The sequence below is a fragment of the Levilactobacillus cerevisiae genome, from assembly GCF_003946245.1.
Classification (GTDB): domain Bacteria; phylum Bacillota; class Bacilli; order Lactobacillales; family Lactobacillaceae; genus Levilactobacillus; species Levilactobacillus cerevisiae.
Map to the genome: position 1 here is coordinate 1 of NZ_RHNN01000012.1, position 24,965 is coordinate 24,965.

General features: G+C 48.9%; 15 protein-coding genes, 8 tRNA genes and 1 riboswitch. Of the genes, 20 read left to right on the plus strand and 3 right to left on the minus strand.

The annotated features are described in order from the left end of the window. Window positions 1-81: 81 nt before the first annotated feature. Window positions 82-876, minus strand: a complete 795-nt coding sequence (locus EKM99_RS07200; RefSeq protein WP_125582342.1) for an alpha/beta hydrolase — start codon at window positions 874-876, stop codon at window positions 82-84. A 679-nt stretch (window positions 877-1,555) separates the two neighbouring features. Here EKM99_RS07200 and EKM99_RS07205 point away from each other — a divergent pair. The 17 genes from EKM99_RS07205 to rpoC all read left to right on the plus strand — a co-directional run bounded on the left by EKM99_RS07205 (window position 1,556) and on the right by rpoC (window position 20,033). After that, entirely contained in the window at window positions 1,556-2,101 is a 546-nt protein-coding gene (locus EKM99_RS07205) for a GNAT family N-acetyltransferase (RefSeq protein WP_125582344.1), read from the plus strand. 59 nt (window positions 2,102-2,160) lie between these two features. Beyond that, window positions 2,161-2,343: riboswitch (Lysine riboswitch) on the plus strand. A 120-nt stretch (window positions 2,344-2,463) separates the two neighbouring features. Continuing rightward, window positions 2,464-3,975 (plus strand): amino acid permease, encoded by a 1,512-nt coding sequence (locus EKM99_RS07210; RefSeq protein WP_191983306.1) that lies wholly within the window; start codon window positions 2,464-2,466, stop codon window positions 3,973-3,975. A 214-nt stretch (window positions 3,976-4,189) separates the two neighbouring features. Continuing rightward, window positions 4,190-4,822: a deoxynucleoside kinase gene (locus EKM99_RS07215; RefSeq protein WP_125582346.1), complete on the plus strand. Its 633-nt coding sequence runs from the start codon at window positions 4,190-4,192 to the stop codon at window positions 4,820-4,822. A 916-nt stretch (window positions 4,823-5,738) separates the two neighbouring features. After that, a complete protein-coding gene (serS, locus tag EKM99_RS07220) occupies window positions 5,739-7,010 on the plus strand; it encodes a serine--tRNA ligase (RefSeq protein WP_125582348.1) in 1,272 nt (423 codons plus the stop codon). A gap of 547 nt (window positions 7,011-7,557) precedes the next feature. After that, window positions 7,558-7,630: transfer RNA gene (locus EKM99_RS07225), tRNA-Val, on the plus strand. A gap of 38 nt (window positions 7,631-7,668) precedes the next feature. After that, window positions 7,669-7,750 (plus strand) — tRNA-Leu (locus tag EKM99_RS07230). A 37-nt stretch (window positions 7,751-7,787) separates the two neighbouring features. Then, window positions 7,788-7,860, plus strand: a tRNA-Thr gene (locus EKM99_RS07235). Between the two features lie 27 nt (window positions 7,861-7,887). Continuing rightward, window positions 7,888-7,959: transfer RNA gene (locus EKM99_RS07240), tRNA-Gly, on the plus strand. Window positions 7,960-7,970: 11 nt separating this feature from the next. Further along, window positions 7,971-8,056 (plus strand) — tRNA-Leu (locus EKM99_RS07245). A 23-nt stretch (window positions 8,057-8,079) separates the two neighbouring features. Continuing rightward, window positions 8,080-8,153: transfer RNA gene (locus EKM99_RS07250), tRNA-Arg, on the plus strand. Between the two features lie 36 nt (window positions 8,154-8,189). Next, window positions 8,190-8,263 (plus strand) — tRNA-Pro (locus tag EKM99_RS07255). A gap of 31 nt (window positions 8,264-8,294) precedes the next feature. Further along, window positions 8,295-8,368, plus strand: a tRNA-Pro gene (locus EKM99_RS07260). Between the two features lie 199 nt (window positions 8,369-8,567). After that, window positions 8,568-9,035 (plus strand): CtsR family transcriptional regulator, encoded by a 468-nt coding sequence (locus EKM99_RS07265; RefSeq protein ID WP_125582350.1) that lies wholly within the window; start codon window positions 8,568-8,570, stop codon window positions 9,033-9,035. Between the two features lie 17 nt (window positions 9,036-9,052). Further along, window positions 9,053-11,563 (plus strand): ATP-dependent Clp protease ATP-binding subunit, encoded by a 2,511-nt coding sequence (locus EKM99_RS07270; RefSeq protein WP_125582352.1) that lies wholly within the window; start codon window positions 9,053-9,055, stop codon window positions 11,561-11,563. Between the two features lie 345 nt (window positions 11,564-11,908). Further along, window positions 11,909-12,511: a TetR/AcrR family transcriptional regulator gene (locus tag EKM99_RS07275; RefSeq protein ID WP_125582354.1), complete on the plus strand. Its 603-nt coding sequence runs from the start codon at window positions 11,909-11,911 to the stop codon at window positions 12,509-12,511. A gap of 241 nt (window positions 12,512-12,752) precedes the next feature. Beyond that, complete coding sequence (gene rpoB / locus EKM99_RS07280; RefSeq protein ID WP_125582356.1) at window positions 12,753-16,364, plus strand: DNA-directed RNA polymerase subunit beta; 3,612 nt, start codon at window positions 12,753-12,755, stop codon at window positions 16,362-16,364. A 21-nt stretch (window positions 16,365-16,385) separates the two neighbouring features. Further along, the gene (rpoC, locus tag EKM99_RS07285) at window positions 16,386-20,033 is read left to right on the plus strand and encodes a DNA-directed RNA polymerase subunit beta' (RefSeq protein WP_125582358.1); all 3,648 of its coding nucleotides are present in this window, start codon (window positions 16,386-16,388) and stop codon (window positions 20,031-20,033) included. 310 nt (window positions 20,034-20,343) lie between these two features. On the opposite strand, the gene EKM99_RS07290 is transcribed toward rpoC, so the two are convergent. Continuing rightward, window positions 20,344-20,526 (minus strand): hypothetical protein, encoded by a 183-nt coding sequence (locus tag EKM99_RS07290; protein WP_125582360.1) that lies wholly within the window; start codon window positions 20,524-20,526, stop codon window positions 20,344-20,346. Window positions 20,527-20,676: 150 nt separating this feature from the next. After that, a complete protein-coding gene (locus tag EKM99_RS07295) occupies window positions 20,677-21,321 on the minus strand; it encodes a prepilin peptidase (RefSeq protein WP_125582362.1) in 645 nt (214 codons plus the stop codon). A 283-nt stretch (window positions 21,322-21,604) separates the two neighbouring features. Here EKM99_RS07295 and rpsL point away from each other — a divergent pair, with 283 nt between their 5' ends. From rpsL to fusA, 3 genes are all read left to right on the plus strand, one after another. Continuing rightward, window positions 21,605-22,018: a 30S ribosomal protein S12 gene (gene rpsL, locus EKM99_RS07300; RefSeq protein WP_125582364.1), complete on the plus strand. Its 414-nt coding sequence runs from the start codon at window positions 21,605-21,607 to the stop codon at window positions 22,016-22,018. A gap of 81 nt (window positions 22,019-22,099) precedes the next feature. Then, on the plus strand, window positions 22,100-22,570 hold the full coding sequence (rpsG, locus tag EKM99_RS07305) for a 30S ribosomal protein S7 (protein WP_020090150.1): 471 nt from the start codon (window positions 22,100-22,102) through the stop codon (window positions 22,568-22,570). A 189-nt stretch (window positions 22,571-22,759) separates the two neighbouring features. After that, on the plus strand, window positions 22,760-24,859 hold the full coding sequence (fusA, locus tag EKM99_RS07310; RefSeq protein WP_125582366.1) for an elongation factor G: 2,100 nt from the start codon (window positions 22,760-22,762) through the stop codon (window positions 24,857-24,859). Window positions 24,860-24,965: the final 106 nt, after the last annotated feature.

Genomic DNA, 24,965 nt, shown 5'->3' on the forward strand with positions numbered 1-24,965 from the left:
CTCAAAAAAAATTGCCTAATCTCAAAGGATTAGACAATTTTATAAATGGAATTACCAACAACAGTTGACATAGAACCGTTATTAGTCCAGTTCGTGGAGCCATTCTTCGGCGAGATTGAGCCAGTGAGCCACGTGTGGTAGCGCCGTTCCCGGTTTCCAGGCCGTTACCTGGTTGGCAAGCGCCAATCCGTGAGGGCCTTGATGGAAGATATGGAGCTCCGTGTCGACGTGGTTGGCAATAGATGCTTGCGCGTAGTCCAAGGCGTTTTGAACGGGCACCAGGGGATCTTCAGCCGTTGCCCAAATAAAGGTCGCCACGTTGCGGCTGTTGACTAATTTGTCGGCCGCAATCTTAGCAGGGTCATCCGTCCAACTGGCAAGTATAGCCGCATCCGTGGGATAGCCATCTGCGGGCGTGATAACGGGGTAACTGAGGATGACGGCCCGTGGCTTAATTTCGTAAGGTGTGGTCCCAGCTAATTTATTGAAGGTTTCGTCGTGCCAGAGATCGTTGAATAGCGCCGTGATGTGACCGCCCACGGAAAAACCGGCGACGAAGATGTGCTCCGTGTCGATTTGCCAGTTGTCCGCATTGCGCCGGAGTAGGGCAACCCCCTTGGCGAGTTCAACGACAGGTGCGGGTAACAGGGGCGTCTGCTCGTCAACGAAGCTGTAACGAAGGAAGAAGGCCTGGTAGCCGCGGGCAGACCAGGCGAGTGCTAAGTCCTCGGCCTGCTGTTCGGGGATGTGGGTGTAGTTGCCACCGGGCACGATAATGATGGCGGGATAGGTACCGGTGTCCTCAGCGGGATCGCGAAGATAGCCCTGTAGGTAAGCCTTTGAGTCGGGTGCGAGTGGCAAAGTGATTGTTTTCAATTGCGTAACCTCCCAAAATAAGTCATGATAAGGATTAAAGTAGACGACATCGTGATGATGTCTGGCTGAATACTGATGCGTCACTTTAAAGTATACCGCATTCAGTACGGATGGCGGTAGTGACGTTGCAGTTCAGAAGTTAACTAAAGGTTGAAAGCTAGCGTGTCGGGATAGCCCGTTACTAAGCGGATAGCATTAGAAAATTGGCAACACGGAAGCGGAGCCGACTGCCATATGACAGTTGTTTTGGCAATGTAAAGTCGAAGAACTAAATTCCACAGTTGAGCCTGAATTGGACTCACTCACGCCTACTTAGACTGTGCCAATTGAGGGAGACAAACGTTGTCAGTCCAGTGATTTTAGCGGCAATGTCCTGTTAAAAACCAATCATAACCGGAGGAGGACAGAGATGGAGGCAGTTGTGGCGACGGTGTAAGCTGGGAACCAGCTTACACCGTGGGACGTGTTTGGAGACTGTCGTTTTTTTAACAGGCTTCAAACCGAGCCGGAGGACCGACCCTCAGGCCGCAGGCGCTCCCCATAGCAGCCGGAATCTCTGGCAGCCGCAGGTGGCAATTAACCACTAACTTTGTGGATTGAATCCCTGTTTGCTGGACTGTTTCAACCTTTAGAAATTAACCAGCAATTGCTGGCAGTGTCAGGAAAGAGTGGGTAAACGATGGAAAAAATCATAGAAACAGCGCGAGTGCGGTTACGGCCGCTGACGGAAAGCGATTTTGTGGGGTATCAACGGTTACTGACCTTACCGGCCGTGGCGGTGGCTAATGGGTCGCCGACCAACCCAACTCCAGCACAAGTCAAACGGTGGCTGGCAGCTGACCGTCGTAGTCCCTTTGCGTTTACAGTCGAGGATAAGAGCACCCGGCGGTTTATGGGCACCATTTTGTATTACCAACACACTACGGAGACGGGAGAGCCCAGTGAAACGGACTATGATCTAGGGTATTTCTTGGATCCCGTGGACTGGGGTCAGGGGATTATGCCGGAAGCCATTGTGGGGAGTCTTGCACTGGTCCAGCAGGCAAAACAACAGGAACAAAGCGTTTGGGCAACCTGCTACCTCAACAATCAGCGATCGTATCATGTGCTAGTAAAGCTGGGTTTTCAACTCATGTTGGACAGCTTTGTGGGTCCCACGGTTGGTGGCAAACCCGCGGCACCACAGGCGCTATTCCGGCTGATCTTACCGGCAACTGAAAAATAAAGCACTCTAATCAAAATTTCATCTTGCAATGTGAACCAAGGATGGTATACTACAAAGTATCGAATAGAAGAGGTGCGACCAACAAGAGTCGCTTTCCCGAGATGGGTCTACATCACGGACGGAAAGCAAAAGGGGCGGTCGCCGAAACCTGCGCGTGAGGGCATAGCGTGTAGGTTGGGTCCTGGTTGAATAAATCAGGGACTGTCGCAGCCGAATAGGGGTTGCGGGGCGCTTTCAACGATATTGACTTGGAATTATGAACTTTCCAATCTCTTTCGCGGGCTTTTATTGCGAAGGAGATTTTTTCGTTCACTGGGTCGTTTCGAGGAAGTCCTTCTAAAATCAGAAGGAGGAAACATGTTATGGAACAAAGTATGACCAATGCAACAACTAGTGGGTCGTCCGATCAAGTGAAGCGGGGGCTCAAGACACGTCACGTCTCAATGATTGCGTTGGGTGGCTGTATCGGAACGGGGTTATTCGTTGCGAGTGGCTCCGCAATCTCAACCGCCGGCCCTGGTGGCGCTTTAGCCGCTTACGTGGCGATGGGGTTGATGGTTTACTTCCTAATGACCAGTTTAGGAGAAATGGCAACGAACATGCCGATTTCAGGCTCATTCGCTGCGTATTCTGCGAAGTACGTTGACCCAGCCTTGGGATTTGCCATGGGCTGGAACTACTGGTTCAACTGGGCAATTACCGTTGCGGTTGATATTTCCACCGCTGCGCTGGTCATGAAGTTCTGGTTGCCAGGTGTGCCGAGTTGGATTTGGAGTGCCATCGCCTTAGCCATTGTGTTCATGATTAACGCTCTGGCCGTTCAGGCGTTTGGTGAAACCGAATTTTGGATGTCATTAATCAAGGTCGTCACCATCTTCGTCTTCTTGGCCGTTGGATTGATGACCATTGTCGGAATCATGGGTGGTCACGCGACCGGCCTGGAAAACTTTACTTACAAAAAGGCCCCATTCGTTGGTGGCTTTCCCGCAATCCTGAGTGTCTTCGTGGTTGCCGGGTTCTCGTTTCAGGGAACTGAATTGGTCGGGATTACCGCTGGTGAATCTGAAGATCCAGCGCACAGTGTTCCCAAGGCCATCAATTCTGTCTTCTGGCGGATCATCTTATTCTATATCTTAGCCATCTTTGTGATTGCCGCCGTCTTACCTTACACCAGTAAGGATCTGTTAGGTTCATCCGCTACCGACATTGCTATCAGTCCTTTCACGTTGGTCTTCCAACGGGCTGGACTGGCTGCCGCTGCGAGTGTCATGAACGCGGTTATCTTGACCTCTGTGATTTCTGCGGCTAACTCGGGGATGTACGCTTCCACACGGATGTTGTACTCTCTCTCCAAGGAAGGCTACGCACCACAATTGTTTGAACGGACCGGGAAGAACGGGATTCCTTATCCTGCCCTGTTTGCTACCACGATTGTTGCGGCCTTAACCTTTATCAGTAGTATCGCTGGACCACAGATTTACATGTGGCTGGTGGCTGCCAGTGGGTTGACTGGATTCATCGCTTGGTTTGGGATTGCGCTGTCACATTACCGGTTCCGGCGGGCATTCATCAAGCAAGGCCACAAGTTGGCTGAACTGAGTTATCATGCTAAGTGGTTCCCAATTGGGCCAATCCTGGCGCTGATTCTCTGTGTGGCTGTGATTGTTGGGCAAGACCCACAATCCTTCTTCTCAGGCAATTGGGAGCAGGTACTGGTCACTTACATTAGCGTGCCACTGGTCTTAGTGCTGTACTTTGGCTACAAGATCAAGAAGCACACCAAGTTGATTCCGTTGAGCGAAGTCGACGTTGCCCCGGTTCATAAGGAAGGCACGTTGAAGGCTGCGCAAACGAATGCTACGTCAAATGATTAAACTAGAAATTAGTGTGGGCACACGAATTTTTAAATAAATTGAAACGGCGGCTAGTCGGGGTATCTCCGGGCTAGACGCCGTTTTTAACTGTTACTGGTCTGAGAAAATGGCCACGACATATTGTCTTTTGCCGGTGAGGTTGGTACAATATGTGGTGTTGAAATTTTGGCCGGTGAGAAAATCCCGGCGCGTCGTTATTTAAAGGAGAGATTGCATGCTTGTATTATCGGGAACTATCGGAGCCGGCAAAACGAGTTTAACCACTTTGTTAGCCGAACACTTAAACAAACCAGCTTTTTACGAATCGGTGGATGACAACAAGATTTTGCCACTGTTCTACCAGAACCCCCAGAAGTATGCTTTCTTGCTGCAAATTTATTTCTTAAACAAGCGGTTAGACAACATCAAGGCTGCTAACGCGGATGATGAGAGTGTCTTGGATCGCTCAATTTTTGAGGATTCCCTGCTCTTTCATTTGAACGCTGACTTGGGCCGGGCCACCAGTACGGAAGTCGACATCTACGACTCCCTGTTGGCCAACATGATGCAGGAATTGCCAGATGCATCACAAAAGAAGAACCCAGACTTATTGATTCACATCAACATCTCCTTTGAAACGATGCTGGAACGGATCAAGAAGCGGGGCCGGTCATACGAACAGATTGACCACGACCCTAGCTTGTACAAGTACTACCAGGAGCTTGATCAACGGTACGTGGATTGGTACGACGCCTATGACAAGTCGCCAAAGATGCAAATCGACGGTGACAAGCTAGACTTCGTGGAAGATCCAGCTGCCCGCAAACAAGTTCTCCAACTCATTGATGACAAAGTGGCATCACTCTAAATTGACGTGATGTGTTCGAAGGTTACTCGCAGCTTGCGGGTAGCCTTTTTTCTTTGGCGGACTGAGATTGAAAGATGAAATGTTGGCATAACCTCTACACTACAAGGAGAGGGCCCTGGGTATTGGCAACGTTGTCTAAACCTGCCGCCTTGCCGTTCGCCAAATTTAGGCCGGAACGCTGTGGGTAGGGCGCAGGCAGCCTGGAAGGCGGTCTGTCAGCTCGCTTTGAACCGTCTGACCCGCGTTTCAAAGTCGCCATTTTCCAAGAAGAGCACATGGAAAATCCCACGGCTGAGCCTACGCAGACAGTGGCCAATTATTCTGGACAAATATCGTCAGTCCAGCGATTGTCACACGAATGCCACGTTGAAGAACAATCGTAACCGGAGGAGGCCAGAGGTGGAGGCAGCTGTGTCGACGGTGTTAGCTGGGAACCAGCTTACAGCGTGGGACGCGTTTGGAGACTGTCGTTTTTAGACAGGCTTCAAACCGAGCCGGAGGACCGCCCCTCAGGCCGCAGGCGGTCCCCATAGCAGTCGGAATCTCTGGCAGCCGCAGGTGGCAATCCTCAACTAATTTTGTGGATTGAACCTTTGTCAGCTAACTACCTCTGATATACGCGTTGTATTTTCCAATTGTCATTGTTGGGCAAATGCGGTATGATAAATGTATTCAAAAACACGAGGTGCCTTTCAAGTAGACGGCCAGAGAAGCGGGGGAAGCTGCAAACCGCGACGTCGAACATTCCAGCACTAACTAAAGTGGGCGGGTAATGCCGCACGGTGCAGACCGTTATCATGTTCAAGGGTGTAGCTGGCTGATTAGTTACGAACTTGGGTGGTACCGCGAAGGTCTTCGTCCCATGTGACGGAGGCTTTTTTTGTATCATCCGTGAAAAAGAGAGGAGCACAACACAATGTTAGATTTGAAATTAATTCGTCAAGAGCCAGATTTTATTAAAGAGAAATTAGCCACGCGGGGCGTTGACCCAGCCGATATTGACAGTCTGTTAGCCTTGGACGCCAAGCGTCGGGAACTGATCGTCAAGAGTGAAACTATGAAGGCCCAACGTAACACGGTGTCCGATGAGATTTCCCAATTAAAACGCAATAAAGAAGACGCGAACGATAAGATTACCGAAATGCGCCAGGTGAGCGCTGATATCAAGGATATTGATGCACAATTGGACACGCTCAAGGAGCAGGTTCACGATGCGGCTGCACATTTACCAAATATTCCGAATGACAACGTGCCCGTTGGCTTAACGGAAGATGGTAGCGTTGAGATTCGCCAATGGGGTGAGAAGCCTAACTTGGACTTCACGCCAAAGGCCCATTATGAATTGGGTGAAGACTTAGGCATTTTAGACTTTGAAGCCGGCGCTAAGGTTTCTGGTAGTCGTTATCTCTACTACTTGGGCTTGGGTGCGCGGTTGGAACGGGCCGTTTACAACTTCTTCTTGGACGAGAACACCAAAGCTGGCTTCAAGGAAGTTCTACCACCTTACATCGTGAACGACGATTCCATGTATGGGACTGGGCAATTTCCTAAGTTTAAGCAAGATGTTTACCAGTTACGTGATGAAGAAATGACGTTGATTCCAACGGCCGAGGTGCCACTGGTCAACTACTATCGCGATGAAGTGATTCCAGAAGAGGACTTGCCAGTTTGGTTCACAGCACTGACACCCGCTTTCCGGTCTGAAGCAGGGAGTGCTGGCCGCGATACCCGGGGCCTGATCCGGCTCCACCAATTTAACAAGGTTGAAATGGTGAAGTTCTGTAAGCCAGAAAACTCATGGGATGAACTGGAGGCCCTGACTAAGCACGCTGAGAGCCTCTTACAGAAGTTAGGCTTGGCTTACCATGTGATTACCCTGACGACCAGCGATATGAGCTTCACGGCCGCGATGACGCATGATTTGGAAGTCTGGTTTCCAGAACAGAACACCTATCGTGAAATCTCCAGCTGTTCCAACACGACCGACTTCCAAGCACGCCGGGCGCACATTCAATATCGTGACGACAACGGTAAGCTCCAATACGTTCACGCGTTGAATGGCTCTGGACTGGCTGTTGGCCGGGCCGTTGCCGCTATTTTGGAAAACTACCAAAATGCCGATGGTTCCGTGACCGTGCCAGATGTGTTGGTTCCTTACATGGGTGGCGTTACCAAGATTACCAAATAAAACATGAAGTTAATGAGGAATGCTCAGACTGGATTAGTCTGCAGTGTTCCTTTTATTTGTAACGAAAGGCTGAAAGGTAGTAACCTTCTATAAGGGCAGGCGGTCCCCATAGTAACCGGAATCCCTGGCAGCCGCAGGTGGCAATTCCAACTAGTCTTACGAATGCCGTCTGTGTTAGCTGGGCAAACAGGAGTGACTGAAAAAACAGTTTTCTGAATATTTTTGAATATATTTGTAAATTCTTATTGACGAGGTATGGCGTTTCGTATAAAATAGTTTTTGTTGGTTATTTAGTCCAATTGACCGAACGTTGATAGGCTAACTGCCAGGGAACAATGTAGCTTAAAGTTCTTAAAGTTTTTCAAGAAAAAGCTAGCTTTTTGTTTCTAAGTGAGCTAGAATGTTACTTGTCGTCAAGCGAGTAGTTATTCAACTAACGAATATTTATTCAAAATATTTCAAAAAAGTTGTTGACATCATTCGCTAGGCATGGTAAATTGTAATAGTTGTTTCGGACAAGGACAGTTGTTCTTGTTGCGGAAAATATGGAGGATTAGCTCAGTTGGGAGAGCGTCTGCCTTACAAGCAGAGGGTCACAGGTTCGAGCCCTGTATCCTCCATCGGAACTTTGGTTCCTGGCGGTTAGTTCGCCAACGTTGCAGGTGTGGCGGAACTGGCAGACGCGCTAGATTTAGGTTCTAGTGTCTTATGACGTGGGGGTTCGAGTCCCTTCACCTGCATTAACTAAATATTGCAAAATATTTTAAAAAATATTTTGCCGACTTAGCTCAGTTGGCAGAGCATCTCACTAGTAATGAGGAGGTCGGAGGTTCGAATCCTCTAGTCGGCATGGTTTCAATAACCAAATAGCCAATTTGCGGAAGTAGTTCAGTGGTAGAACATCACCTTGCCATGGTGGGGGTCGCGGGTTCGAATCCCGTCTTCCGCTTTTGCCCTTTTGCCGGGGTGGCGGAATTGGCAGACGCACAGGACTTAAAATCCTGCGGTCAGTGATGACCGTACCGGTTCGATCCCGGTCCTCGGCATTCAACAATTTAATATACATTTTGCACCCATAGCGCAACTGGATAGAGTGTCTGACTACGAATCAGAAGGTTGTAGGTTCGACTCCTACTGGGTGCATTTTTGTTGCTTATGTTTCCGACATAAGCATTTTTTCGGGAAGTAGCTCAGCTTGGTAGAGCACCTGGTTTGGGACCAGGGGGTCGCAGGTTCGAATCCTGTCTTCCCGATTCAAACTGACGTCAGGTCAGCGGGCTATTTCGGGAAGTAGCTCAGCTTGGTAGAGCACCACGTTCGGGACGTGGGGGTCGCAAGTTCAAATCTTGTCTTCCCGATTTTTTTATCCCGAAAATACATATTGCTTCATGATGGTCGCCATCCTTACTAATCGTTTGGATGTCGGCCATTTTTTTGGTATGCTTGTCTTCCAGAACTTCTTGGCCAAATGCAGTCTAATTCTTTGCATTTTCACGGGAAGTTCGTATAATATTAGTCAGCATTAGTCAGATAGACTGCACTGAAGGGGGGACGATAATGGAGAATCAAAATATTTCGGATATTATTGAGTCTTACCTCAAGCAGATTTTGGCTGAGTCTCAGCAGGTGGAAATCCGGCGTGCGGAAATTGCAGATCAGTTCAATGTGGTACCGTCCCAGATTAATTATGTGATTAAGACCCGTTTTACGATTCAGGACGGCTACGTCGTTCAGAGTAAACGCGGTGGTGGCGGCTACATTCGCATTGAAAAGGTCAAGTTACTCGACAACCTCGATTTTATCGACTCGTTGGTCAGCGCGGTGGGTGATCACATTACTCGTCACGATGGTCTGGCAGTGGTCCGTAGCCTGTTTGAGGCTGGGTCCATCAATCGACAAGAGGCGAACATCATCTTAGCAGCAATCAATAAGGATGCTGTTAACACGGGTGACCGGGCGCTGAACGAACGCGTCCGCGCACAGATTCTGATTTCAATTTTAAATCACCTACGTTACGAGAGTTAAGAAAGTGAGGAGTTGCAATGGATAACCTATTTACACCGAGTGCTAAGAGCGTCCTTGTATTGGCACAGGAACAAGCAAAATATTTCAAGCACCAAGCAGTCGGTACGGAACACTTGCTGTTAGCCCTCACCATTGAAAAGAACGGAATCGCTAACAAGGTCTTACAACAATTTTCCGTTGGCGATGACGATGTTCGCGAAGAAATCGAACGGTTTACGGGCTATGGCACCTTAGCTGATATGGATAAGGATAGCTATCTACCATATTCTCCTAAGGCTAAAGCGATGTTGGCCCTGGCTGGCGACGAAGCCAAGCGGCTGGGCGCAACTAAGATTGGGACGGAACACCTCCTATTAGCCTTGTTAAGTGATGAAACGATTCTGTCTTCACGGATCTTAAAGAATTTAAATGTGGAATTACCTGATGCTCGTAAAGTTGTTTTACGGAAGCTAGGAATTTCTGATACGCCGAAACGCCGCGGTGACAACCGTAACCGTCGGGGTGCCGCACCAACACAGGGTGGAACACCAACTCTGGATTCGTTGGCACGTAACTTAACGGAAGCTGCTAAGGAAGGCCGAATGGATCCGACTGTTGGCCGGAACAAAGAGGTTAAACGGGTCATTCAAATTCTGAGTCGGCGGACCAAGAACAACCCCGTGTTAATTGGGGAACCTGGTGTCGGGAAAACGGCGATTGCGGAAGGCTTAGCCCAACGCATCGTGGCCGGCAACGTGCCAGAAGACATGCAAAACAAGCGGTTGATGATGCTCGACATGGGCTCATTGGTTGCTGGGACCAAGTATCGTGGTGAATTTGAAGATCGCCTGAAGAAGGTTATCGAAGAAATTTACAACGATGGTCAAGTGATCCTGTTTATTGATGAACTGCATACCTTGATTGGTGCCGGTGGCGCTGAAGGGGCAATCGATGCCTCTAACATTTTGAAACCAGCACTGGCTCGGGGTGAACTCCAAACCATTGGGGCAACGACTCTAGACGAGTACCAAAAGTACATCGAGTCCGATGCCGCGCTTGAACGCCGGTTTGCAACGGTTCAGGTCAATGAGCCAACGCCGGCGGAAGCCAAAGAAATTTTGCAAGGGCTGCGGCCACGGTATGAGGATCATCACCACGTCAATATCACTGACGAAGCCATTGATCAGGCTGTGAAGCTGTCGACGCGTTACATTAGCGATCGTTTCCTGCCAGACAAGGCGATTGATTTGATGGATGAAGCTTCCGCTAAGGTCCGAATCGATCAAATGGACAAGCCAACGACTGCCAGCAAGCAGGCGCAAGAGTTGAAGAGCTTGGCTGATGAAAAAGAAGCCGCAATCGAACAACAAGACTTTGAACGCGCTGCTAAGTTACGGACAGAAGAAATGACTTTACGGGAAAAGGTTGATGCCCGGCAAGCCAAGGCTGAAGCCGCTGCAAGCGATGGCGATGAGAGTCGGCATTACTCACTGAACGTGACGGGCGAAGACATTGCCGATGTGGTTGCTGAGTGGACCGGCGTGCCGGTGACGCAGTTGAAGCAGACGGATGCCGACCGATTAGTGAACCTGGAAAAGATTTTGCATAACCGGGTAATTGGTCAAGAAGAAGCTGTATCAGCTGTTTCACGGGCCATCCGCCGAGCACGCTCCGGATTGAAGGATCCGAACCGGCCAATCGGGTCGTTCATGTTCTTAGGACCTACCGGTGTTGGAAAGACTGAATTAGCCAAGGCCTTGGCCGAAGCAATGTTCGGTTCTGAAGACAACATGATTCGGGTCGACATGAGTGAGTATATGGAAAAGTACTCAACGAGTCGGCTGATTGGGTCCGCACCTGGTTACGTGGGCTACGATGAAGGTGGGCAACTGACCGAAAAAGTTCGGCAGAAGCCATACTCCGTCGTCCTATTCGATGAAGTAGAAAAGGCCCACCCTGATGTCTTTAACATTCTGCTACAGGTCTTGGATGACGGGTACCTGACCGACTCTAAGGGACGGAAGGTTGATTTCCGGAACACAATTTTGATCATGACGTCTAACCTGGGGGCGACGAAGCTCCGGGATGAAAAGACCGTTGGGTTTGGTGCAGAAGATGTTGCTAACAATTACAAGGCAATGTCCGATACCATTCGGGCAACCTTGAAGCAGTCCTTCCGACCAGAATTCCTGAACCGAATTGACGAGACCGTTATCTTCCACTCACTGAAGAAGCCGGAACTCCACGAAATCGTGAAGCTGATGGCCAAGCACATTGTGGCACGGGTCGCTGAACAAGATATCAAGCTGAAGATTACGCCAGCTGCCATTGATGCAGTTGCTAAGGCGGGCTTTGATCCAGAGTACGGTGCACGGCCAATTCGGCGGGCATTGCAAACGCAGGTCGAAGATAAGCTGAGTGAATCCATGTTAAATGGTGAAATCAAGACGGGCGATGTCGTCACGATTGGTGCCACGAAGGGTGATGTCACGATTAACGTGAAGTCACCTAGCGAGAAGAAGACCCCTAAACCGGTCGCCAGTCATTAAGATAATCCGTAACACTTAAATTTAGTGATACACGCAGGAAGCGTCTCTGCCAGTTGTCACCGACCTAATCTTAGGCGGGGCACAACTGGTGTGGCGCTTTTTGTCTGCCAGCGGAACGTGGGCAGCGCCGTGATTACCGCAGACTAGTGAACTACGGATATTACGTTTTTCAAATGAAGCTACTTGGTCTAACAAGTGATAAGTGAGGTGTGGTAAACTGAATGTAAATAAGCCCATTACTGTGATGAGGGACTGGCAGGCAAATGTGAACAGATGACGACTGTGATTCAATGATTTGCCAGTCATTTTTTCAAACAACGTGGGAGTTACGAGAGGACGGAAGCCATGAAGAGAGAAGAGCAGCTGAATCATACACACGCGGCGATTTTACAAGCAGCCCGGGAACAGTTCTTGGCCCAGGGGTACCAAGCAACGTCGACACGGGAGATTGCTAAAGAGGTTGGCATCACGCAGCCGGCACTCTACCATCATTTCAGTGATAAGGAAGTCATCTTCCTGGAAGTGATCAAAAGCGTTGGTGAGGAGGTACAAGCGGGCATTCTGGCCGTCAACGATCGCCTGGCAACCGCGGATAAGCCGGATCCTGTGGAGGCTTTAGCTGAGGTGACGGAGGTCTTAACTGCTGTGCATCCCCGCGATGTCTTCACAGTGATTCACAGCAGTTTTCGTTTCCTGAAGCCAGAGAACAAGCGGCAACTGGGGATGGTCTTCATGCAGGATTATCTCGGGCCACTGCAAAAGTTCTTCGAGCTAGGCGTTGTCACCTTACAACCGAATTTGAGTGCGCAAGACGCTGCGTCGTTCTACCTGACGAGCCTGAGCCCACTGTTCAACACGTTCCATCACGTGGGACCGGCCGACGTGTCGCAACATGATCAAACGTTGACGTTAATCCGGCTGATTTTATTTGGCATTGCCGTCAAATAATGAGCGTTCTTTATTGACATTTAGCGTCAGATTTAGTAGTATATCATTTGTATGCAACTGTGAACTGAAATTGAACGCGCCGATCTATTGTCCGGTAGCGTCCATTATAAGAAACCAAAAGCAAGCAACCGTGTTTGTTTTTGGATTTTTTTTGCCCAAAATCCGGAGAAAAAGGCATTTGTAATCAAAATGTAATATTCCGGTTTGGCCAGTCACAGAATAAATAGGAGAGGTGAACAACTTGGCAGGACACTTAGTTAAATACGGGAAACACCGTACGCGCCGTAGCTATTCGCGAATCAAGGAAGTCCTTGATTTACCTAACTTGATTGAAATTCAAACCAATTCCTACAACTGGTTCCTCGACGAAGGCTTGCGCGATATGTTCGACGACATCATGCCAATCGAAGATTTTCAAGGAAACCTTTCGTTAGAGTTTGTTGATTATCAATTACTAGAACCCAAATATACCGTGGATGAAGCGCGGGAACACGATGCCAACTTCTCGGCACCACTTCACGTGACTTTACGATTAACCAACCACGAAACTGGCGAAATCAAATCACAAGATGTTTTCTTTGGCGACTTCCCATTAATGACAGCCCAAGGGACCTTCATTATCAACGGGGCAGAACGGGTTATTGTTTCTCAATTGGTCCGCTCACCAGGAGTTTACTTCAATGAAGACACCGACAAAAATGGCCGGACCGTCTTTGGTGCCACAGTCATTCCTAACCGGGGTGCCTGGCTAGAATTTGAAACCGACGCTAAAAACGTTTCTTACGTCCGGATTGACCGGACACGGAAGATCCCAATGACCGAATTAGTTCGGGCTTTAGGATTCGGTTCCGACGATGAAATCCTTGATATCTTAGGGGATAACGAAAGTCTTTCCCAAACCTTGGAAAAGGATATTCACAAAAATACCGACGATTCTCGTGTCGAAGAGTCCTTAAAGGACATCTACGAACGACTACGGCCAGGTGAACCTAAGACGGCTGACTCTTCACGGAGCTTGCTGACTGCCCGGTTCTTTGACCCGAAGCGTTACGACATGGCTCCCGTTGGTCGTTACAAGACCAACAAGAAGCTGAGCCTGAAGACCCGTTTATTGGGCCTGACCTTAGCTGAGACGCTGGCCGATCCAGATACTGGTGAAGTTATTGCGCAAAAGGGAACGGTCGTTGACAAGGACGTTATGAAGACGTTGGCCCCATACTTGGATCAAGAAGATTTCAAGATGGTGACCTTTCAACCTTCAGACGAAGCCGTTGTTACTGAACCACTTAAATTACAAATTATCAAGGTGCAATCACCTGACGATCCAGAACAAGAAGTGCCCGTTATCGGGAATGGCAACATTGACATCAAGCTGAAGCACATTCGCCCAGCCGATATCATTGCTTCCATGAACTACTTCTTTGACCTGCAAATTGGGATTGGCAACACCGATGACATTGACCACTTGGGTAACCGGCGGATTCGTTCCGTGGGTGAACTCCTGCAAAACCAATTCCGGATCGGGTTATCTCGGATGGAACGGGTTGTGCGTGAACGGATGTCCATTCAGGACGCTGCGACGGTAACGCCACAACAACTGATCAACATTCGCCCAGTAGTTGCGTCAATTAAAGAATTCTTTGGTTCTTCACAACTGTCTCAATTCATGGACCAAACCAACCCACTGGGTGAATTAACCCATAAGCGGCGTTTGTCCGCCCTTGGACCTGGTGGTTTGACCCGTGACCGTGCCGGTTATGAAGTCCGGGATGTGCACTATACCCACTACGGTCGGATGTGCCCAATTGAAACGCCTGAAGGCCCTAACATTGGTTTGATCAACAGTCTTTCCAGTTATGCGCGGGTTAACAAGTATGGGTTCATCGAAACGCCATACCGTCGTGTTTCATGGGATACGCATAAGGTTACCGACAAGATCGATTACCTGACCGCTGATGAAGAAGATAACTACGTCGTTGCCCAAGCCAACACGCCGTTGAACGATGATGGCTCATTCGACACGGAAACCATTATGGCCCGTGACGAAGATAACAACATCGAAACCAGTGCTGACCGGATTGACTACATGGACGTTTCGCCTAAGCAAGTTGTTGCCGTGGCCACTGCATGTATTCCTTTCTTGGAAAACGATGACTCCAACCGGGCCTTGATGGGTGCCAACATGCAACGGCAAGCTGTGCCATTGCTGGACCCTCATGCACCATTAGTTGGGACTGGTATTGAATACAAAGCTGCCCATGACTCCGGTGTTGCTTTAATTAGTCAACATGACGGAACCGTTGAATACGTTGATGCACGCGAAATTCGTGTTCGGCGTGAAGACGGTGCCTTGGACACTTACAAGCTGATGAAGTTCCGCCGGTCAAACGGTGGGAAGAACTACAACCAACGGCCAATCGTTAAAGTTGGCGATCACGTCGACAACGACGAAATCTTGGCTGATGGTCCTTCTATGGAAAATGGGGAATTGGCTTTAGGTCAAAACCCATTAGTTGCCTTCATGACTTGGCAAGGGTACAACTTCGAAGATGCCATCGGGATCAACGAACGTTTGGTTCGCGATGACGTTTACACGTCGATTCATATTGAAGAATACGAATCAGAAGCACGTGACACGAAGCTTGGACCTGAAGAAATGACACGTGAAATCCCTAACGTTGGGGAAGATGCCCTCAAGAACTTGGACGAAGACGGGATTATCCGGATTGGTGCCGAAGTTCAAGATGGTGATATCTTAGTTGGTAAGGTAACGCCTAAGGGTGTGACTGAATTATCAGCTGAAGAACGTTTACTCCATGCTATCTTTGGTGAAAAGGCCCGTGAAGTTCGGGATACTTCTCTGAAGGTGCCGCATGGTGGTGGCGGGATCATCCAGGACGTGAAGATCTTCACCCGTGAAAATGGGGATGAGCTTTCTCCTGGTGTCAACATGATGGTGCGGGTCTACATCGCGCAAAAGCGGAAGATCCAGGTTGGTGACAAGATGTCTGGTCGTCACGGTAACAAGGGGACGGTTTCCGTCGTTATCCCTGAAGAAGATATGCCGTACATGCCAGATGGTACCCCAATCGACATCATGCTGAGTCCCATGGGTGTGCCTTCCCGGATGAACATCGGGCAAGTGCTCGAATTGCATTTAGGAATGGCTGCTCGTAAATTAGGTATTCACGTTGCAACACCTGTTTTCGATGGTGCGCAGGATACTGATATTGCTGACGCTATCAAGGAAGCTGGGATGGCATCCGATGCCAAGACCGTCTTATACGATGGTCGTACCGGTGAACCATTTGACAAGCGGGTTGCCGTTGGTGTCATGAACTACCTGAAGTTGGCCCACATGGTCGACGACAAGATGCACGCCCGTTCTATCGGACCTTACTCCCTGGTTACGCAACAACCCCTTGGTGGGAAAGCGCAATTTGGTGGCCAACGGTTTGGTGAAATGGAAGTTTGGGCTTTGGAAGCTTACGGTGCCGCTTATACGTTGCAAGAAATCTTGACGTACAAGTCTGATGACGTGGTTGGTCGGGTTAAGACCTACGAAGCCATCGTCAAGGGCGATCCGATTCCTAAGCCTGGTGTGCCTGAATCATTCCGTGTTCTGGTCAAGGAATTACAATCCTTAGGGCTGGACATGAAGGTCTTAGATGGTAACGACGAGGAAATCGAACTCCGTGATATGGATGACGATGATGATGACGTTGTGAACGTTGATGCATTGAGTAAGTATGCCCAACAGCAAGAAGAACAACGTAAAGCCGCTACACAGACCGATGATAGCAAGGCAGCAACACCTACGAAAAATGAAAGTCAACCGAACACGCAAGACTAATTAATAAGGGAGGTCGCTTCTTTGGTCGATGTCAATAAGTTCGAAAGCATGCAAATCGGGCTGGCTTCACCTGATAAGATCCGTAGCTGGTCTTACGGGGAAGTTAAGAAACCCGAAACCATCAACTACCGGACATTAAAGCCTGAAAAAGACGGGCTATTCGACGAGCGGATTTTTGGCCCTACTAAGGACTGGGAATGTGCCTGTGGAAAATACAAGCGGATCCGTTACAAGGGTGTCGTTTGTGACCGTTGTGGGGTTGAAGTTACCCGTTCTAAGGTTCGTCGTGAACGGATGGGCCATATCGAATTGGCTGCTCCAGTAACCCATATCTGGTACTTCAAGGGTATTCCAAGTCGAATGGGCTTGGTCCTTGACATGAGCCCCCGTGCTCTGGAAGAAATCATCTACTTTGCTTCCTACGTTGTCTTAGATCCTGGTAACACGCCATTGGAAAAGAAGCAATTACTTTCTGAACGTGATTACCGTGACAAGCTCGTAGAATACGGTAGTGATGCCTTCAAGGCTGAAATGGGTGCCGAAGCCATCAAGAAGTTATTGATGGCCGTGGATCTCGAAAAAGAAGTTACAGAACTAAAAGAAGAATTGAAGGAAGCCACTGGCCAAAAGCGGACGCGTGCCGTTCGTCGTTTGGACATTTTGGAAGCCTTCGTCACTTCAGGCAACCGTCCGGAGTGGATGGTCATGGATGCTATTCCGGTAATCCCGCCTGATCTTCGTCCAATGGTACAACTTGAAGGTGGCCGTTTCGCAACGTCTGACCTGAACGATTTGTACCGGCGGGTTATCAACCGGAACAGCCGGTTGAAGCGTCTGTTAGACCTGAATGCCCCTGGAATTATCGTTCAAAACGAAAAGCGGATGCTTCAAGAAGCCGTTGACGCCTTGATCGATAACGGTCGTCGTGGCCGTCCAGTGGCTGGTCCTGGTAACCGTCCATTGAAGTCTCTTTCACACATGTTGAAAGGGAAGCAAGGTCGGTTCCGTCAAAACTTGTTAGGGAAGCGGGTTGACTACTCTGGTCGTTCCGTTATTGACGTTGGTCCTTCCCTCAAGTTCAACCAAATGGGTCTGCCAGTTCCGATGGCTTTGGAATTATTCCGGCCATTCATCATGAAGGAATTGGTTGCCCGTGGGTTGGCTTCTAACATTAAGAACGCTAAGCGCCAAATTGACCGTGAAGATGACGATGTCTTTAACGTTTTGGAAGACGTCATCAAGGAACACCCTGTTCTGTTGAATCGGGCCCCTACGCTTCACCGTTTGGGGATTCAAGCGTTCGAACCAGTTCTGGTTAGTGGTAAGGCAATGCGGCTTCACCCATTGGCTTGTGAAGCTTACAACGCCGATTTCGATGGGGACCAAATGGCCATTCACGTGCCGTTATCTGACGAAGCACAAGCTGAAGCACGTTTGCTGATGTTAGCCGCTCACCATATCCTGGCACCTGCCAGTGGTAAGCCAGTGGTTGCGCCTTCTCAAGATATGGTTATCGGGAACTACTACCTGACCATGGAAGAAGATAATCGTGAAGGGGAAGGTATGATCTTTACCGACCTCAACGAAGCTGTTCTGGCTTACCGGAACGGTTTGGTTCATTGGCACAGTCGTGTCGGTGTTCAGGTTTCATCCATGCCAGACAAGCCATTTACTGACGAACAACGCAGCAAGATTATGGTAACGACCGTTGGGAAGTTGATCTTTAACAACATCCTACCAAAGTCATTCCCATACTTGAACGAACCAACTAGCACTAACTTGAATGGTGCCGTTCCGGACAAGTACTTCCTGGAACCCGGCGAAGACATTCATGATTACCTGCAAAATGCAGAAATCATTGGACCATTCAAGAAGGGCTTCTTGTCCGATATCATTGCTGCTGTTTACCAACAATACAAAGTGACCGCAACTTCCAAGTTGCTTGACCGGATCAAAGACTTAGGTTACGACGAATCAACTAAGTCTGGTCTGACCGTTGGGATGGTCGATGTCACCGACTTGAAAGAAAAGCCAGAAATCATCGACGCTGCCCACAAGCAGGTTGCGACGGTTACCAAGCAATTCCGGCGTGGGTTGATTACTGATCATGAACGTTACGAACGAGTTATTGGTATCTGGAACGATGCCAAGGACGAAATTCAAAACGCCTTGATTCACAGTTTCGACCAACAGAACCCTATCTTTATGATGAGTGATTCTGGTGCCCGGGGGAACATTTCTAACTTTACGCAGCTTGCCGGTATGCGTGGCTTGATGGCCGCACCTAGTGGTGACATCATGGAGCTGCCGATCACGTCTAACTTCCGTGAAGGCCTGTCTGTGATGGAAATGTTCATTTCGACCCATGGGGCCCGTAAAGGGATGACCGATACGGCCCTCAAGACTGCCAACTCAGGTTACCTGACTCGGCGGATGGTCGATGTTGCGCAAGATGTTATCATTCGGGAAAAGGATTGTGGGACTGACCGTGGTTTGAAGATTCGTGCCATCACTGATGGAAACGAAATGATCGAACCATTGTATGACCGGATCTTAGGGCGTTACACCCAAAAGACCGTCTACGATCCAAAGACTGGGGACGTTATTGTTCCTAAGAACCAAATGATTGTCGAAGATACTGCACAACAAATTATTGATGCTGGTATTGAAGAAGTTACCATTCGTTCCGCCTTTACTTGCAACACTGAACATGGTGTCTGCGAGCATTGTTACGGTCGGAACATGGCTACTGGTGATGAAGTTGAAGTTGGTGAAGCTGTCGGGACCGTTGCCGCGCAATCTATCGGTGAACCTGGGACCCAGCTGACCATGCGGAACTTCCATACCGGTGGTGTTGCCGGGAACGAAGATATCACCCAAGGGCTTCCTCGTGTTCAAGAATTATTTGAATCTCGGAACCCTAAAGGTAAAGCTGAGATCACCGAAGTTACTGGGACGGTTGAAGCTATCGAAGAAAATCCAGCAGAACGGACCAAGGAAATCACCATCAAGGGTGAGGCTGACACGCGGACTTACACGTTGCCAATCACTGCCCGGATGCGGGTTACTGAAGGTGACTTCATTCACCGTGGGTCTGCATTGAACTATGGGTCTGTTGATCCTAAGGAAATGCTGCGGGTTCGCGATGTCTTGTCTACTGAAACTTACATCTTAGGTGAAGTGCAACGTGTTTACCGGATGCAAGGTGTTGCTATCAGTGATAAGCACGTGGAAATCATGGTTCGGCAGATGTTACGGAAGGTCCGGATCATGGACCCAGGTGACACTGACGTCTTACCTGGTACTTTGATGGATATCCAAGACTTCCGTCGCGCTAACTACCAGACGTTGATCGATGGTGGCATTGCTGCTACCGCACGTCCAGTTATCTTGGGGATTACCAAGGCTGCCCTGGAAACGAACAGTTTCTTATCAGCCGCATCCTTCCAGGAAACGACGCGTGTCTTGACCGATGCAGCTATCCGGGGCAAGAACGATCCACTGGTTGGTTTGAAGGAAAACGTTATTATTGGGAAGATTATTCCTGCCGGGACTGGGATGCCAGATTACCGTCAGATCAAGCCCAAAGAAGTTGGCGGCACGTCAACCGAAGGCGTTTATTCGATCAGCGACTTAGAAAAACAAATGCAAGAAGACTCACAAGCTTAGCGACAGCTAGGTAGAGAGTTGGGGACTCGTCAGAGATGGCGGGTCCCTTTTTTGTAGAGTGCGGAGAGAGCCGGTTAGACTCTGAGCATTAACATCGGTTCAGTGATGCCCCTGGGCTTGGGGGATTGCTGAACCGGGGTTAAGCGCAGGAGTCTGGCTCTCGTAGCACGTTTCAGAGGTCACTGAAAGTAGCAAGAAAAGATATGAGCTCTTTGTGGCAGTACGTTCTGTCCCTAGAAGGTCTATCAAGCGCCACGGAAAAAAGTCCCCACAACCAATTCAGAGTTGTGGGACTTTTCAAGTTATCTGATTAATGTTTGGTAGGTGGCAAGTTAAACAGGCGGTCAGCTTCAGCTTCCTTAGCCTTAAGCCATTTCTTATAGGCAGGGGTACTTTCACGGGCCAGCATCCGTCGACGTTCTTCAGATGTTAGCGGTCTGGCCTCGGGTTCATCAATTAGCAAACCAAACTCATTATCATCAGTAGTTTTCAAGGGAAACAGCTCCTTTCGTAAACCTGATCGGTGGTTTTTAGAATGGCTTCTTGTCCGGTCGCACCACATTCTTTGCCCGGAGTATACCAGAAATTGAATAGCTTATCTATGGAATTGACCTGTTTCGTCGTTAAAAGCTGGAGCGAACTGTCATCGCCACAACCACCATCCAACGGCACTGAGTACCAGAAATGGCAGAAAGGGTAGCCGCTCACGTTTGCCAGGATAAAGCAGAGCTAGTCCGCTGGCTACCAACAGCCACTGCGCGCTGGCGGTCACGCCCCAAAGAACGCCATAACTGAGTAGCATATCTAAATCACCGTCGCCAATCAAAGGGTGCGACCAGCGTGGCCAGAGTAGTCGAATACAAGCGAATAACAGCCCGCCCAGTACGATGATAGTGACCGGTTGGTGCCAGAGAGCCAGCCCCATGGCCAAATAGCTCACCCATGCTGGAAACGTCTGGGCTCTGGCATCACACAGGGCGGCGAACGTCCACAGTCCCAGCAACAGAAATGGCAGAACTGTGGTATACTGAATGCTCGTCAGAACGATGCCGGTGGCCACTTCTAATAGGAAAGTCGTTGCTGGAATGGACGCTTGGCAGTAGTGGCAACGTCCCCGCAGAGTCAGATAGCTGAAGACGGGGACGAGTTGCCAGTAAGCTAACGGCGTGTGACAGGTCGCGCAGTGGGATGCGGGATAGACGTAGGAAGCTCCGGTGGCATACCTGTCGGCCATTGCTGTGAGCCAGGAACCGATGCAGGCGCCGTAGATAAACAGAATAATTGTCATGAAAGTTTCACCTCTATAGGTTAACTCCGTAAAAAAAAGGCGAAATGTTTCTGCAAAATTGTGGCGGCGCTAGTTGACATGTAATTTCTGGCATGGTATTCTATTCAAGGTGCTTTTCGCAGACAGGTCTCGGGTATTCACTACCGGACATGCTGACTGACGGCGGGGAGGACACTTCAATTAAATCTCCACTTGGGTCGTCTTTTTTCTTTACAGGAAAATGAACCACCTGGATGTGTGGACTTAAAACTCTAGAAAGAATACGGAAAGGAGGACTATTTAGATGCCTACTATCAACCAATTGGTGCGTAAAGGTCGTAAATCTAAAAGTTCTAAATCAGATGCCCCAGCTTTAAACTACGGGTATAACAGTTTCAAAAAAGCTCAAGTTAAGAATCCAGCTCCACAAAAGCGTGGGGTTGCTACTCGTGTCGGTACCATGACACCAAAGAAGCCTAACTCTGCTTTACGTAAATATGCACGTGTACGGTTGTCAAACTTAATTGAAGTGACTGCTTACATTCCTGGTATTGGCCACAACCTTCAAGAACATAGTGTTGTGCTTATCCGGGGCGGCCGGGTTAAGGATTTACCTGGGGTTCGTTACCACATTATCCGTGGTGCCCTCGATACTGCCGGTGTTACCGACCGTCGTCAAAGCCGTTCCAAGTATGGGACTAAGAAGCCTAAGGAATAATCGACTGAGGCTTTCAAATAGGGTCGGGTGCACGGTTGCCGTCAACCGACCTGTAACAGCATTTCAAGGAGGATATTAACAATGCCTAGAAAAGGAAACGTACAAAAGCGTGAAGTCCTTCCTGATCCAATTTACAATTCAAAGTTGGTCACTCGTCTGATCAACCATACGATGATGGATGGGAAACGTGGAACTTCAACTAAGATCATTTATGGTGCCTTCGACATCATTAAGAACGAAACTGGTAACGATCCAGTGGAAGTCTTCGAAGAAGCAATGAAGAATGTTATGCCAGTCTTGGAAGTTAAGGCTCGGCGTGTTGGTGGGTCAAACTACCAAGTTCCTATCGAAGTTCGGCCAGATCGTCGGACGACTTTGGGTCTTCGTTGGATGGTTCAGTACTCTCGTTTACGTGGCGAACACACGATGGTTGAACGACTTGCTCGTGAAATCATGGACGCTGCTAACAACACTGGTGCTGCAGTCAAGAAGCGTGAAGACACTCACCGGATGGCAGATGCCAACCGTGCCTTCGCTCACTACCGCTGGTAAGAGCAGCTATCGCACTGCTTTACTAGTAGTGTGATAAAATGTTAGAGCAACGGGTTCTCGTGACCATTTGCTTCTAACTTAAGGGAGCAATCCTTTAATCCAGAGGTGGCTACTAAAATCAATTGCGATGTTAGTAGTCACTTTTTGGCACAATCTACGATCAATTTTGAGAGGAGTTACACATTAATCATGGCTAATACACGTGAATTTCCGCTTGAGAAGACTCGTAACATCGGTATCATGGCTCATATTGATGCCGGGAAGACGACGACTACTGAGCGTATCCTGTATTATACTGGTAAAATCCATAAGATTGGTGAAACCCATGATGGGGCTTCACAAATGGACTGGATGGAACAAGAACAAGAACGGGGTATTACGATCACTTCTGCCGCTACTACTGCGGAATGGAAGGGTCACCGGATTAACATCATTGACACCCCAGGACACGTTGACTTCACTGTTGAAGTTGAACGTTCCCTGCGTGTGCTTGATGGTGCCGTAGCCGTCTTAGACGGTCAAGCCGGTGTTGAACCTCAAACCGAAACTGTTTGGCGTCAAGCCTCAGATTTCGATGTTCCCCGTATCGTGTTCGTTAACAAGATGGATAAGCTGGGTGCCGATTTCGACTTCTCAGTTAACTCCATTCACGAACGCTTACAAGCGAACGCCTTAGCCTTACAAATGGCTATTGGTGCTGAAGATGACTTTGCCGGTGTCGTTGACTTGATCGAAATGAAAGCCTACGTTTACGACAAAGATACTTTAGGTGCTGACTGGGATACAGTTGACATTCCTGCAGATATGAAGGAAGAAGCCGAAAAGCGTCATGAAGCTATGATCGAAAGCATCGCTGATGTCGATGACGAAATCATGGAAAAGTACCTTGAAGGTGAAGAAATCTCCAAGGAAGAATTGAAGGCCGCTATCCGTCGGGCAACCTTGAAGCTGGAATTATTCCCAGTCTTCGCTGGTTCTGCCTTCAAGGATAAGGGTGTTCAGATGTTGATGGATGCCGTTGTGGACTACTTACCATCCCCATTGGATGTTAAGCCATACAACGCCACTGTTCCTGATACTGAAGAAGCCGTTCAATTACGTGCCGATGACGATGCGCCATTCGCTGCCTTAGCATTTAAGGTTGCAACTGACCCATTCGTTGGTCGTTTGACTTACATCCGGGTTTACTCCGGTACTCTGGAAGCTGGTTCTTACGTGCTTAACTCCACGAAGGACAAGCGTGAACGTGTTGGTCGTTTGCTGCAAATGCATTCAAATCACCGTCAAGAAATCCCAGAAGTCTTCTCCGGTGATATCGCTGGGGCCATTGGTTTGAAGAACACCACTACTGGTGACTCTTTGACCGACCCAGATCACCCATTACATTTGGAATCTATGGACTTCCCAGATCCAGTTATCCAGGTTGCCGTAGAACCAAAGACGAAGGCTGACCAAGATAAGATGAACACTGCCCTCCAGAAACTTTCTGAAGAAGACCCAACTTTCAAGGCTGAAACTAACCCTGAAACTGGTGAAACTCTGATCGCTGGGATGGGTGAACTTCACTTGGATATCATCATCGATCGGATGAAGCGTGAATTCAAGGTTGAAGCTAACATTGGTGCCCCTCAAGTTGCCTACCGTGAAGCCTTCACGAAGTCAACTAAGGTCCAAGGTAAGTTCGTTCGTCAATCTGGTGGTAAAGGTCAATATGGTGACGTTTGGATCGAATTCACCCCTAACGAACGTGGTAAGGGTTACGAATTCGAAGACGCTATCGTTGGTGGGGTTGTTCCTCGTGAATTTATCCCTTCAGTTGACCAAGGTCTGCAAGAAGCCATGGCAAACGGTGTGTTAGCCGGTTACCCACTGGTTGATGTTAAGGCCAAGTTATACGATGGTAGCTACCATGAAGTCGATTCCAGTGAAGCAGCCTTCAAGGTTGCCGCATCATTGGCTTTACGGAAGGCTGTCCAAAGTGCCGGCCCTGTTATTCTTGAACCAATCATGAAGGTTGATATCTTGGTTCCTGAAGAGTACATGGGTGATATCATGGGCCAAGTTACCGCACGTCGTGGTAAGGTTGATGGTATGGAAGCACGTGGTAACGCACAGATGATTCACTCATTCGTTCCGTTATCCGAAATGTTCGGTTACGCTACGACGTTACGTTCTGCATCTCAAGGTCGTGGTACCTTTACCATGACGTTTGACCACTACGAACCAACGCCTAAGAGTGTTCAAGCTGACATTATCAAGAAGAACGGCGGCACACCAGTCGAAGACTAGTCTGTCAGTTATTCTTCATAAGGAAACGTCTTACCTCCGGGTAGGGCGTTTTTTGTTGCCCTGACATCGGTTTAACGAAACTTGACTGCTTGGGCTATAATAATAA

Bases quoted from the DNA above. Each gene is read 5' to 3' on its own strand.
- EKM99_RS07275 (WP_125582354.1), top strand. From the start codon at position 11,909: ATGAAGAGAGAAGAGCAGCTGAATCATACACACGCGGCGATTTTACAA.
- rpsG (WP_020090150.1), top strand. From the start codon at position 22,100: ATGCCTAGAAAAGGAAACGTACAAAAGCGTGAAGTCCTTCCTGATCCA.
- EKM99_RS07210 (WP_191983306.1), top strand. From the start codon at position 2,464: ATGGAACAAAGTATGACCAATGCAACAACTAGTGGGTCGTCCGATCAA.
- EKM99_RS07270 (WP_125582352.1), top strand. From the start codon at position 9,053: ATGGATAACCTATTTACACCGAGTGCTAAGAGCGTCCTTGTATTGGCA.
- serS (WP_125582348.1), top strand. From the start codon at position 5,739: ATGTTAGATTTGAAATTAATTCGTCAAGAGCCAGATTTTATTAAAGAG.
- EKM99_RS07265 (WP_125582350.1), top strand. From the start codon at position 8,568: ATGGAGAATCAAAATATTTCGGATATTATTGAGTCTTACCTCAAGCAG.
- EKM99_RS07295 (WP_125582362.1), bottom strand. From the start codon at position 21,321: ATGACAATTATTCTGTTTATCTACGGCGCCTGCATCGGTTCCTGGCTC.
- fusA (WP_125582366.1), top strand. From the start codon at position 22,760: ATGGCTAATACACGTGAATTTCCGCTTGAGAAGACTCGTAACATCGGT.
- rpsL (WP_125582364.1), top strand. From the start codon at position 21,605: ATGCCTACTATCAACCAATTGGTGCGTAAAGGTCGTAAATCTAAAAGT.
- EKM99_RS07215 (WP_125582346.1), top strand. From the start codon at position 4,190: ATGCTTGTATTATCGGGAACTATCGGAGCCGGCAAAACGAGTTTAACC.
- EKM99_RS07205 (WP_125582344.1), top strand. From the start codon at position 1,556: ATGGAAAAAATCATAGAAACAGCGCGAGTGCGGTTACGGCCGCTGACG.